12 protein-coding genes, 2 tRNA genes and 1 other RNA gene are annotated in these 11,256 nt (G+C 65.0%); 6 read left to right on the top strand and 9 right to left on the bottom strand.

Annotation, left to right across the window (positions count from 1 at the left end; genetic code table 11):
• Nucleotides 1-231 (top strand): VOC family protein (locus tag Y705_RS22545; RefSeq protein ID WP_173401105.1); only part of this gene is annotated, 231 nt, incomplete at its 5' end.
• A gap of 91 nt (nt 232-322) precedes the next feature.
• Here Y705_RS22545 and ettA read toward each other — a convergent pair.
• The 6 genes from ettA to mptB form a co-directional block, all read right to left on the bottom strand.
• A complete protein-coding gene (ettA, locus tag Y705_RS0115715) occupies nt 323-2,005 on the bottom strand; it encodes an energy-dependent translational throttle protein EttA (protein ID WP_026533540.1) in 1,683 nt (560 codons plus the stop codon).
• A gap of 54 nt (nt 2,006-2,059) precedes the next feature.
• Entirely contained in the window at nt 2,060-2,638 is a 579-nt protein-coding gene (locus Y705_RS20675) for a single-stranded DNA-binding protein (RefSeq protein WP_049822887.1), read from the bottom strand.
• A 130-nt stretch (nt 2,639-2,768) separates the two neighbouring features.
• A complete protein-coding gene (locus tag Y705_RS0115705) occupies nt 2,769-2,972 on the bottom strand; it encodes a hypothetical protein (RefSeq protein WP_026533539.1) in 204 nt (67 codons plus the stop codon).
• Between the two features lie 139 nt (nt 2,973-3,111).
• A tRNA-Arg gene (locus tag Y705_RS0115700) sits at nt 3,112-3,184 on the bottom strand.
• Nucleotides 3,185-3,233: 49 nt separating this feature from the next.
• Nucleotides 3,234-3,653, bottom strand: coding sequence for a DUF3224 domain-containing protein (locus Y705_RS0115695; RefSeq protein ID WP_026533538.1), 420 nt, complete (start codon nt 3,651-3,653; stop codon nt 3,234-3,236).
• 82 nt (nt 3,654-3,735) lie between these two features.
• Nucleotides 3,736-5,253, bottom strand: coding sequence for a polyprenol phosphomannose-dependent alpha 1,6 mannosyltransferase MptB (gene mptB, locus Y705_RS20670; RefSeq protein WP_049822886.1), 1,518 nt, complete (start codon nt 5,251-5,253; stop codon nt 3,736-3,738).
• 230 nt (nt 5,254-5,483) lie between these two features.
• Here mptB and orn point away from each other — a divergent pair, with 230 nt between their 5' ends.
• The 4 genes from orn to def all read left to right on the top strand — a co-directional run bounded on the left by orn (nt 5,484) and on the right by def (nt 8,173).
• Nucleotides 5,484-6,044 carry an oligoribonuclease gene (gene orn, locus Y705_RS0115685; RefSeq protein WP_026533537.1) on the top strand — a complete coding sequence of 187 codons (561 nt, stop codon included), beginning with the start codon at nt 5,484-5,486 and terminating at the stop codon, nt 6,042-6,044.
• A gap of 162 nt (nt 6,045-6,206) precedes the next feature.
• A tRNA-His gene (locus Y705_RS0115680) sits at nt 6,207-6,279 on the top strand.
• A 144-nt stretch (nt 6,280-6,423) separates the two neighbouring features.
• Entirely contained in the window at nt 6,424-7,578 is a 1,155-nt protein-coding gene (locus Y705_RS0115675; protein ID WP_026533536.1) for an acyl-CoA dehydrogenase family protein, read from the top strand.
• 22 nt (nt 7,579-7,600) lie between these two features.
• Entirely contained in the window at nt 7,601-8,173 is a 573-nt protein-coding gene (def, locus tag Y705_RS0115670; protein ID WP_026533535.1) for a peptide deformylase, read from the top strand.
• Nucleotides 8,174-8,181: 8 nt separating this feature from the next.
• Here the strand turns inward: def and Y705_RS0115665 are convergent, their stop codons facing one another.
• From Y705_RS0115665 to rnpB, 3 genes are all read right to left on the bottom strand, one after another.
• Nucleotides 8,182-9,480, bottom strand: a complete 1,299-nt coding sequence (locus Y705_RS0115665) for an MFS transporter (RefSeq protein WP_026533534.1) — start codon at nt 9,478-9,480, stop codon at nt 8,182-8,184.
• Between the two features lie 137 nt (nt 9,481-9,617).
• Complete coding sequence (locus tag Y705_RS22810) at nt 9,618-10,226, bottom strand: hypothetical protein (RefSeq protein ID WP_216698817.1); 609 nt, start codon at nt 10,224-10,226, stop codon at nt 9,618-9,620.
• A 99-nt stretch (nt 10,227-10,325) separates the two neighbouring features.
• An RNA gene (rnpB, locus tag Y705_RS20735) (RNase P RNA component class A) lies at nt 10,326-10,724 on the bottom strand.
• A gap of 120 nt (nt 10,725-10,844) precedes the next feature.
• Between rnpB and Y705_RS21580 the strand changes: the two genes are divergently transcribed.
• Nucleotides 10,845-11,256: YaaA family protein (locus tag Y705_RS21580; protein WP_253908661.1), on the top strand; the 412-nt coding region annotated here is incomplete at its 3' end.

The raw sequence follows: 11,256 nt of genomic DNA, 5'->3' as shown, positions 1-11,256 counted from the left end.
ACCGGGCGCGTCCCGAGCCTCTGGTTCCAGGGCACCGAGGACCACGAGACTCCCCGCCAGCGCTGGCACTTCGACCTGTGGCTCGCCCCCGAGGTGGCCGACGAACGGATCGCCGCAGCAGTCGCCAGCGGCGGGTCCATCGTCGATGACACTGCAGCGCCGTCCTTCACCGTGCTTGCTGACCTCGACGGGAACCGGGCCTGCATCTGTACCTCGCTCGAGCGGGAATGAGACGAACGGTCGCTGCAACTCCCGGAAATGACCAGGTGTCGCAACGACCGCTCACCGGCGCTTGCCGTCGCGCGGGTCGACGGCCGGCGAATCAGTCGCGGGTCAGACGGCGGTGCGTCACGCGGTGGGGCTTGGCTGCGTCGGGGCCGAGGCGTTCCACCTTGTTCTGTTCGTAGGCATCGAAGTTGCCCTCGAACCAGTACCACGCGTCGGGATCTTCCTCGGTCCCCTCATAGGACAGGATATGGGTGGCCACCCGGTCGAGGAACCAGCGATCATGCGAGACGACGACGGCGCAACCCGGGAATTCGAGCAGTGCGTTCTCGAGGCTGGACAGGGTCTCGACGTCGAGGTCGTTGGTGGGCTCGTCGAGCAGCAGGAGGTTTCCACCCTGCTTGAGGGTCATGGCCAGGTTCAGGCGGTTGCGCTCACCACCCGAAAGGACTCCGGCCTTCTTCTGCTGGTCCGGGCCCTTGAATCCGAAGGCCGAGACGTACGCTCGGGAGGGCATTTCGACCTGTCCCACCTGGATGAAGTCGAGTCCGTCGGACACCACCTCCCACAGGGACTTGTTCGGGTCGATGCCTGCACGGGACTGGTCGACGTAGGAGATCTTGACCGACTCACCGATCCGGAGCTCTCCCCCGTCCAGGGGCTCGAGTCCCACGATGGTCTTGAACAGCGTTGTCTTACCGACACCGTTGGGGCCGATCACTCCGACGATCCCGTTCCGCGGCAGGGAGAAGGACAGGCCGTCGATGAGCACTCGATCGTCGTAGCCCTTCTTCAGGTTGCGCGCTTCGATGACCTGGCTACCGAGGCGCGGTCCGGGCGGAATCTGGATCTCTTCGAAGTCCAACTTGCGTGTGCGGTCCGCTTCCGCCGCCATCTCCTCGTAACGTCCAAGGCGCGCCTTGGACTTGGTCTGGCGGCCCTTGGCGTTGGAGCGCACCCACTCGAGTTCCTCGGTGAGGCGTCGGGAGAGCTTGGCGTCCTTCTTGCCCTGCACCTCGAGGCGCGCGCGCTTCTTCTCCAGGTAGGTGGAGTAGTTGCCCTCGTAGGGGTAAAGGTGACCTCGATCCACTTCGGCGATCCACTCGGCTACGTGATCGAGGAAGTACCGGTCGTGGGTGACGGCCAGAACAGCACCGGCGTAGGCGGAAAGGTGCTGCTCGAGCCATAGCACGCTTTCGGCGTCGAGGTGGTTGGTGGGCTCGTCGAGAAGCAGGAGGTCCGGCTTCTGGAGCAGCAGTTTACAGAGGGCGACGCGGCGGCGCTCTCCACCTGAGAGGATCGTCACGTCAGCGTCCGGCGGCGGGCAGCGAAGCGCATCCATCGCCTGTTCAAGCTGGGAGTCGAGGTCCCACGCGTCAGCGGCATCGATCGCTTCCTGGAGCTTGCCCATCTCGTCGAGGAGTTTGTCGAAATCGGCGTCGGGACTCGCCATCTCCTCCGAGATCTCGTTGAAGCGCTGGATCTTCCCGTAGATCTCGCCGACGCCCTCCTGGACGTTTCCGAGCACCGTCTTTTCCTCATTGAGGGGCGGCTCCTGGAGCAGGATTCCCACCGTGTAGCCGGGGCTGAGCCGCGCCTCACCGTTCGAGGGCGTGTCCAGCCCTGCCATGATCTTCAGGATGGTGGACTTACCCGCACCATTCGGCCCCACAACGCCGATCTTCGCCCCCGGGATGAAGGACATGCTTACGTTGTCGAGGATAACTTTGTCGCCAACGGCCTTGCGGGCCTTGGTCATTGTGTAGATAAATTCCGCCATACCTTCAAGGCTAGTGCGTGCGCACCCTTAACTCACATTTCGCCGATCGACCCGTCAGAAGGGAGCACCGGCGGAATCGAGCTCCTTCGCCCTGGGCAGGGAGCCGGACTCGTCGTCGCCATCCTGCATTCCGTCCGGCTCCGCATCGGCAGGGTAACCGGCCCCGTAGCCATCACCGTCCCCGTCGCTGTGGATCTCCCCTGTTGCGGGGTTGACTCCGGCCGGCACCTCCCCTGCGGTCGCAGGCAGCTGGCCCTGGTCGTCCGAGCGATCAGCGGACGTCCGCTTGAAGTTGGCGGTGCCCCACATGAGGTCGTGGCCGGCGGTGTCGGCATCGATGTCGACGGAGGTACCGGTCCGGCCGTCGGCGTTGGCCCAGGGACGAACCTTGAGCCGGCCCGTGATCACCACCCGGTCTCCCTTCTTCAGACTGGCAGCGGCGTTGGTCGCCAGCTGGCGGAACATGGAGACGGAGTACCAGTTGGTGTGCCCGTCGATCCAGGCGTTCGTTTCCTTGTCGAAGCGCCGGTCGGTGGAGCACATGCGGAATCCGGCGATCGGCAGCCCGCTCTGCGCGAGCGTCAGCCGTACGTCAGTGGCAACATAGCCTCGAACCGTGATGATGTCGTTCATGGAATTTTCTCTCCCTCGAAGACCCGAAATATGAGCGGCGGAACGCTGCTCTCCTTCAAGTTTCGGCGCCGGGGACACGGAAGAACCGGAAGAGGGCTGCTATGTGGACAAGCAGGCGCACACAGGCGGGTCAGGGCGCCCTGCGTGTGTAGTTGAGGATTCCGACCAGCAGCGCAACGACTCCACCGATCACCAGACCGGCAATGCCTACCGTGACGAAAATGGCGTTGAATCCTTCCTCGCCCCGGAAGTACACCTGCAGCCGCGCGGCCGTGATGAAGGCGCCCGCGGCAGAGATGAAGGCAATCTGCGCGAAGCGGCTGGGCTTTTTCATCGTCCAAGCGTATCGGCTTGGCCGGAGGATCCGGCGGAGCAGCCAGGTTGCGGCAGGACAGCCGCCTGTCCCACTTTCTTTCAGGTAAGGAGGAAGCGGCCCCGCCCGACCTGGTGTCGGTCGGAGCCGCTTCTCACAGTGCCCCCGGCAGGATTCGAACCTGCGACCAGAGGATTAGAAGGCCCCTGCTCTATCCCCTGAGCTACGGAGGCAGTCCACCCAGTTTACTATGGCACCGCCCATCGCCTGTGTGCGATGGGCCTATTCCACCGGCTGGCTGAAGGTCACGCGCAGTTCGAGCCGGTGCTGTCCGTCGGGATCCTGCGTGTAGAGGGCTTTCCCCGCCACGCCCGCCAGGCCGCCGGTACCCGACCCGGGGATGATGTGACCGGACGTAGCCGCCTCGGTACCTTCGGCCACCCCCCAATGCTGTACCACCATGGAGCCGGTGCGCTCCCCGAGGGTCCCGGTGAACTGTTCGGACGCCACATAGCCGGCACCGATGTCGTTCCCTGCCATCAGCAGTTCCGCGGCGCTTGTCCCGGTGATGCCTCCCTCGAAGACCTTTACTGCCCGGACCCTCGACAACTCGCCGGTGCTGCCCGGCTCGGAATAGGGTTCGGGAGTCCATTCTGTGATTTCGAACTCCCCGGAGTATGTCTGTTCATCTGGATCGGTCATCTACTCAGTATCGCCCGTGCCGACGGGAAGTGCATGCCGCTTCCCGCCCCCGACGCCGTGAAGCACGTCGCTGGTGCAGTTGTCAGCGCAGCTGTCCCGGGGCGGGTTGGTGGAACCTGCGGCGGAAGAGGACCTTCGTGCTGCGGTCGAGGAAGACCAGGTAGAAGGCGAAGCCGAGGGCGCAGACGGCGGCGATCTGGCGCGCTGCCATCAGGCTGAATTCGAAGTAGGGGAAGATGTCCAGTTGGTCGGTGATCGCGTACACCATGAAGAAGGACACCGTGAAGTACAACGCCTTCACCTGCCAGTCATCGCGGATCCCCGTCACGGCGAACAGCGGTATCAGCCAGACCACGTACCAGGACTGGATCATGGGCGACAACACCACGATCGCCGCGAACGCGAAGGCAAGGCGACGAACGAGCCGGCTGTGGTCTCCCCGGAAGATCTGGAGCGCGATGATCACCAGGGAACCCAGGCGGGCGAGGGTGTGGACGACACTGGCGAATCCCCACCCGTCCAGCCCGACGGCGTTGCCGAGTGTCGCCACGATCAGCCCGAGGAAGCCGACGGGTGCGTACCAGATCCACACGCTGCCGGGAGTACTGAGGGCACCCACCCAGCCGAAGCCGAAGCCGTTGATCAGGCCCATGATCCAGAGCAGGCCGAGCGACAGGCCGGCCGTGACGGCCCAGTAGCCGAATTTCCGTGACCAGGAGGCACCCCTGCCCGCCCACATCAGCCCCACGAACGGCAGGAAGATCAGAGTGATCGGCTTGATGCCCACGGACGCCGTGATGAGGATGATGCCCCAGATGGGACGGCGGGTCGCCGCGAGATACAACCCCGCGAGGGCGAGTCCGATCATGAGGGAGTCATTGTGGATGGCGGCGATGAAATTGATCAGGAACAGCGGGTTCGCGGCCGTCAGCCACAGTGCCCGATTCGCATTGATTCCATGGAGCTCGGCGAGTCGGGGAATGAAATAGACGCACAGGCCGACGCCGACGACGGCAACAATCCGGAACAGGGCGATCGAGAAATCAGGCTGGCCTCCCGTGATGCGCACCACCGCCTCCTCGATCCACAGGAAAACCGGGCCGTAGGGGGTGGGGCTCTGAGCCCACAGGTCGTCCGCACCGATCTGTAGGTAGTTGGAGATCTGCGAATAGCCGTCGCGGTACGGATTCAGTCCGGCGATCATCACCTGGCCCTGGGCGATATACGCGAAGACGTCGCGGCTGAACAGCGGGAGCGCAACGCACATCGGTGCCGCCCACGCTAGGACGGCCTTCAGCACGTAGGGCCGAGTCTCAGGCCCCCAGCCGGAGAGTCGCTGTCCGAGGCGGAGCCACGAGCGCACCAGCAGCATGCCGCCGATCGCAAGGACGAGCACGGAGAAGATCGCACCTTCGGGCTCGAACCGCAGCCAGATGATCACCGGATTGCGGCGTAGTTCGGTCGATGCGAGGGACAGCCAGCCCACCCCCATGGAGCCGAGCCACATCAGCATCGAGCCGACGAATCCCTGCATGATCGCGATGTTGGGTCGTTCAAGGCGCGACGCCGCGGGCTCAGTCACAGGGACCTGGGCGGTCATCTCGATGCGTCCAATCCTTGTACGGCGGGAGGGTGTTCCGGCGGCGGCCGTACCTGAGTCAACGAGTGCGCCAGGCTTCGATGATATTAGCAGTTCGGTCCCGTCCCATCCTGGGAACTGGAAGCCCGCCCCTTCGCCCGCGATGCTGTCCGGGGCCCTGCCCGGACCCTGCGCGGTACATTTGACGGGTGCCGATATCAAATGAACCAATTGTGTGGATCGACTGCGAAATGACGGGGCTCGACCTGGAGAAGGACGGCCTCATCGAAGTAGCCGTCCTCGTCACCGACTCCGAGCTGAACGTGCTGGGGGATGGAGTGGACGTCGTCATCGCTCCTGAACCGGCGGCCCTTGAGCAAATGGGGGACTTCGTGCGGCAGATGCACACCGATTCAGGACTGCTCGAGGAACTCCCGCAGGGCATCGGAATGCAGGACGCCGAGGCCCGGGTCCTCGAGTACATCAAGGAGTGGGTCCCCGAGCCGCGCAAGGCTCAGCTCGCCGGCAACTCGGTGGGCACTGACAGGAACTTCCTGGCGAGGGACATGCCCGCCGTCGTCGATCACCTTCACTACCGCATCATCGACGTGTCGACCATCAAGGAACTCGCCCGCCGCTGGTACACCCGCGCGTATTTCCAGAGTCCGGCGAAAAGCGGCGGCCACCGCGCCCTCGGTGATATCAAGGACTCGATCCGGGAACTGCGTTACTACCGCCAGGCGGTCTTCGTGCCCAGTCCGGGGCCCGATTCCCCCACGAGCAAGGCGATCGCCCGGTCACTCGATGAATAGCGGGAGGCCGGCCGAAGCGAAGTCGCCGGTTCCGACGGAACCGGGTGGAAAAAGCCCCGCGAAAAGTGTGTAAACTTGTTTTCGCTGCCTTTCGCAGCCTGCCCGAGTGGACGATCGCTGAGTGAATCGGCTGAATTCCAAGGGGCCGGAGCGGATTGCATGGTGGGTATAGCTCAGTTGGCAGAGCGCCTGGTTGTGGTCCAGGAGGTCGCGGGTTCAAGCCCCGTTACTCACCCGTAGAGGTCGGTTGTTCAGACAATCGAGACAAAGCCGCCCTGGAGATGCTCCGGGGCGGCTTTACGTTTGACCGCCATTTCCAGGGGAATCGGGTGCCGGCCCGTCCGGTACGCCGAAGCGAGTGTTGGAGAGGACTGTCCGCATGGAACGCACGGTATTCGAAGAGGATCACGAGCTCTTCCGCGATGTTGCCCGGGAGTTCAACGCCCGCGAAGTGGCGCCGCATTACGCGAAGTGGGACCAGGAACACATCATGCCCCGCCGGTTGTGGCAGGCGGCGGGTGAGCAGGGCCTGCTGGGAATGGCGGTTCCCGAGGAATTCGGTGGCGCCGGTATGGCGGACTACCGCTTCCGCGCAGTGCTCGACGAGGAATTCGCGAGAAGCAACCACCTCGCCGTCGGGCTTGCTTTCCACCTGCACGACGACCTCGTCCTGCCTCATCTGTTGGCCCACGGCTCGGAGGACCTGTTGCAGCGCTGGCTGCCCGGCATGGTTTCGGGGGAAACGGTCACCTCGTGCGCCTGGACCGAACCGGGCGCCGGCAGCGATCTGCGCGGAATCCGCACCAAGGCAGTGCGCGACGGCGACGACTGGCTCCTCAGTGGGCAGAAGGTCTTCATCGGGAACGGCATCAGCGGAGATGCCTCACTGGTCCTGGCGAGGACCGACGGCAGCGCCGGCCGGGGTTCGAGCGACGCATTCTCCCTGTTCATGGTCGAGAAGACCGAGGGCTACACGACGGGGCGCCAGCTCGACAAAATGGGGCTGAAAGCCTCGGACACCTCCGAGCTGTTCTTCGACAACGTCCGCGTGCCGGGAAACAACCTCGTCGGCGAGGCAGGTCAGGGCCTGCGGTACAGCCTCGAGCAGCTTCCGCAGGCACGCCTCGGCATCGCCGTTGCGTCGTCGGCCGTCGCCCGGGCGGTCTACGAGCAGACGGTCGCCTATACCAGGGACCGCAATGCCTTCGGTGAACGCGTCATCGACTTCCAGAACACGCGCTTCATGCTCGCCGACATCCTCACCGAGGTGGAGGTGACCGAGACCTACGTCGACGCCGCCATGCTCGCCTTCAATGATGGCAAGCTCGACGCCGCGTCAGCCGCCCGCGCAAAGCTGTGGGCGAGCGAGCGGGTGAAGTCGATCACGGACCGGTGCCTCCAACTGCACGGCGGCTACGGCTACATCCTCGAATATCCCGTCTCGCAGGCCTTCCTCGCGGCCCGGCTGCTCACCATCTTCGGCGGTACCAGCGAGATCATGCGCGAGAGCGTCGGCCGCTCCATCGCGGGCTGACCACGGAACCCAGGAAGGTCCCATGACTGTCCACCCCATCACCATCACCGGCGAACCGGTCCTTCACCGGCGCGCGCTGCCCGTGGAGGACTTCGACGACGACCTCCGGGACCTCATTGCCGACCTGTTCGAGACCATGGACGTCGCGAACGGGGTGGGCCTTGCCGCTCCGCAGATCGGTATCGGGTCGAGGATCTTCGTGTATTCGATGGCGAACGACGACGGCGTGCCGCCCCGCGGAGTCCTGGTGAACCCCACGCTCGTGACGTCCAAAATTCCGGGGTCGGCGCCCGACCCTGAAGAGGAAGCCGAGGGGTGCCTGTCCGTACCCGGCGAGGCGTTCCCCCTCAAGCGCGCCGACTGGGCGAAGATCTCGGGCTTCGACGGCGACGGCAGTCCGGTGGCCTTCGAGGCCACCGGCTGGTTCGCCCGGTGCCTGCAGCACGAGTATGACCATCTCGACGGCCTGCTGTACGTGGACCGGCTCAACGACCGCTACACGCGCAAGGCCCGCAAGGCTATTGCCGCGGAGGGGTGGGGTGTTCCGGGCCGAACCTGGATGCCCGGCGTCGACCCGGATCCGTTCGGTCACTGACAGGCCTCTCAGCGCGGCGGGGTGGATGCCGTTTCCTCGTCCCGGACCGGATCCGGCCCCTGATCCAGATCCTCGAGCCGCTGAACCTTCCGGAGCGGTCCGAGCATGGCCACCACCGGGGCGGCGAAGGCGATCCCGATGCCGATGAGCATCGCTGTCCGCACGCCGAATGCCTCCGCAAGCACCCCCGCCGCCACGGCCGCGACGGCGAGCATGCCCCAGCTCACGGTCCGCGAGGCCGCGCCGAGACGGCCCATCATCCCGGGAGGGCATACGCGCTGGCGGAAACTGATGCCGATCACGATGTTCCAGGCGACACTCGCACCCATGATGAACATGCCGGCAAGTCCGGGAAGCATGCCCCAGCCCGGCGTCATCACCAGAAGCGACGCATATCCGAGTACCCCGGGAACCATGGACCAGCGCCAGAGCGGCCCTGAGCCGAACCGTTTTCCCAACGCCGTGACTGTCACCCCACCGACGGTTCCGCCGATCGACGCTGCTGCAAGCAACAGGCCCAGCCATACCTGCGATTCGTTGAGGGTCCGCAACACCAGCAGCACGATGAGCGAGGCTGCGATATTGCCGCCCAGATTCCACAGGGCGGCGTTGTAGAGGATGGCCCGCAGGGGGGCGGTGCTGAAGGTGTACCGCATGCCGTCCGCCATTTCACGGAAGATGCGGTGCTCGGTCTTGTCAGGAACAATCTCGGCGACGTCGAGGCGCCGCACGGCCACTAGCGAGACGACAGAGGTCCCCACCTCGATCAGGAGCGAATTGGACGCCCCTGCCGAGCTCGTGAGCCAGCCGGCCATTGAACGGCCCGCCGCGTCGGCAGCGGCCCCGGAGCCCGTGATCAGCCCGTTGCCCTCCATCAGTTCGTCTTTGGTGACGGCCTGCTGGACCATGGCCTGATCGGCGAGGGTGAAGAAGACAGAGGTCACTCCGGCAAGAAAGGCAACGATGAACAGCAGGGCAACGCTGAGGCTGCCGGACCAGTAGGCGAGCGGGAGACTCGCGAGGGCCGCGATGCGGACGATCAAGGACCACACCATCACCGGACGGCGCGGCAGCCTGTCCACCCATACCCCGATGACGAGACCGAAGAGCAGCCATGGGAGGAACGTCATTCCGGCGAGCGCAGCAACCTCGAAATCACTCGCATTCAATTCGACGGCCGCGATCACCGGGAGAGCAACGGACGCGACGGCGTTTCCGAAAATCCCGGCGGTGCTGGAGATGAACAGCGCCCGGAAGTTCCGGTTGCGCACCAAAAGGTGAGGCGTGTCACTGGTGCTCGCGGTCATTGGATCAGGGTAGCGGAGCAAGTGCGGCGCGCTTCTTCGAAGCGGCCGTTTCGCCGGGAAAACCTTTCCAGGGGTTGACTGTTATCCCAGGCAACCGGATAATACCCCCGAGGATCGTCAGGAGTGACGCGCGTGAATCACCCCGCAGGGGCTGCATAGACATGAAGCGGCGCGCCTTCACTGAAGGTCACCACATACGCCTGCCCCTCGATGAGCACCTCGCAGCGCTGCACGCCGTCCACCCGGCAATCCCCGCCCGGCTCTACTGGTGCCGGATCCCAGGGGGTCCAGTCGCCGGGACCCACCGGGGGCACCGGTTCCGAGAACCCCCGCGATTCGGGGGGAAGGCAGGTATAGGGATCTGCCGGATCGGTCCACCAGTTACCCAACTCGGTGACGGGACACGGAGGATAGGCCGGGCTGGGCAGCTGCTCCGGAGGGAGGTCACCCCCCATTCCACTGCCCGCCTCCACAGCGACCGGGGGTGCCGCTGATTTCGGCGCTGCTTCAGGCGGATCCTCGGCGACGACTGCTGGCGCATCCTGGGTCGTCGCGGGGACGGCCGCCGGGGAAAGGACAGCGTCGCCTGACGCACGCGGCGTTTGTTCCACCAGCGAGGAGGAAGGTTCCCCTGGGGCGTCCCCGCCGATCGAGACCGCTTCGCTTGTTCCGGGCAGGACCGCGATCAGAAGCGCGCCGCCAATTGCCAATGCTGGACCAGTGCGTACATTTTTCACTTCGGCCACCCCAGATGACTAGTTTTCGTTGTACCCGAAAACTACGCGGCACTTCGCGCCGGGGACACAGTAGCGGTTACCTGCTTTTGAGGTTGACTACTTGGAAAAGGGATGGGTCGACCGATACGCCGGGTTCTGTCATCCCGCACCGTTGCCGGTCCGGGAGTGGCGGCCATCCATCTACGGACACCGTTGCCGGCGCCCTCCAGCGGCCTACCCGTGCACTCGGGCGGGCAGCCCTCGAGCGCGCACTGTCTGGCCTTGCTCCGGGTGGGGTTTACCTAGCCGCGCCGGTCACCCGGCGCGCTGGTGGTCTCTTACACCACCGTTTCACCCTTACTTCCCTGCCGGTGAACGGCGGGAAGCGGTCTATTTTCTGTGGCACTGGCCTGCGGGTCACCCCGAGTGGGCGTTACCCACCACCCTGCCCTGCGGAGCCCGGACGTTCCTCGGTGGCTTCATGCCCTACCTGCGGCACTCTTCCAACGCGACCGCCTGGTCGACCCATCCAGCTTCGATTGTACGGCGTCCGGAGTGCCCTGCCGACCCGGGCAGGCGCGGCACCACGCCTTCGGTAGAGTTGATCCGGTGCTGATCCTGCTGCCCCCGTCCGAAGGAAAATCCGCGGTGTCCAAAGGACACCCGGTCTCACTCGAGGAACTGCACTTTCCGGAACTCAACGAGGCCCGCTCCCGAGTACTGAAGGCCCTCCGGCAGGCAAGTGGCCATCCTGACGCCCACCGTATCCTCGGAGTCGGCGCCTCGCTCGTCGATGATGTCCAGCGGAACCTCCTCCTCGACGTCGAACCTTCAGGCCCGGCCCACGACGTGTATTCAGGGGTGCTGTATGACGCCCTTGACTACCACCACCTGACCGCACGCCAGAAGAAGAAAGCGCGGGAGCACATCGTCATCATCTCGGCGCTCTGGGGCGCGCTTCGCTTCGGCGATCCGATCCCGGCCTACCGGTTGTCGATGTCGGTGGACCTCCCCGGTACCGGCCGGCTCGCCTCCTTCTGGAAACGAGTCCTGGACGAGC

It is taken from the genome of Arthrobacter sp. H41 (assembly GCF_000520535.1).
Classification (GTDB): Bacteria; Actinomycetota; Actinomycetes; order Actinomycetales; family Micrococcaceae; genus Arthrobacter_D.
This window is presented reverse-complemented; position numbering and strand designations above follow the sequence as displayed.

Bases quoted from the DNA above. Each gene is read 5' to 3' on its own strand.
- ettA (WP_026533540.1), bottom strand. From the start codon at position 2,005: ATGGCGGAATTTATCTACACAATGACCAAGGCCCGCAAGGCCGTTGGC.
- Y705_RS20675 (WP_049822887.1), bottom strand. From the start codon at position 2,638: ATGAACGACATCATCACGGTTCGAGGCTATGTTGCCACTGACGTACGG.
- Y705_RS0115705 (WP_026533539.1), bottom strand. From the start codon at position 2,972: ATGAAAAAGCCCAGCCGCTTCGCGCAGATTGCCTTCATCTCTGCCGCG.
- Y705_RS0115695 (WP_026533538.1), bottom strand. From the start codon at position 3,653: ATGACCGATCCAGATGAACAGACATACTCCGGGGAGTTCGAAATCACA.
- mptB (WP_049822886.1), bottom strand. From the start codon at position 5,253: ATGACCGCCCAGGTCCCTGTGACTGAGCCCGCGGCGTCGCGCCTTGAA.
- orn (WP_026533537.1), top strand. From the start codon at position 5,484: ATGACGGGGCTCGACCTGGAGAAGGACGGCCTCATCGAAGTAGCCGTC.
- Y705_RS0115675 (WP_026533536.1), top strand. From the start codon at position 6,424: ATGGAACGCACGGTATTCGAAGAGGATCACGAGCTCTTCCGCGATGTT.
- def (WP_026533535.1), top strand. From the start codon at position 7,601: ATGACTGTCCACCCCATCACCATCACCGGCGAACCGGTCCTTCACCGG.
- Y705_RS0115665 (WP_026533534.1), bottom strand. From the start codon at position 9,480: ATGACCGCGAGCACCAGTGACACGCCTCACCTTTTGGTGCGCAACCGG.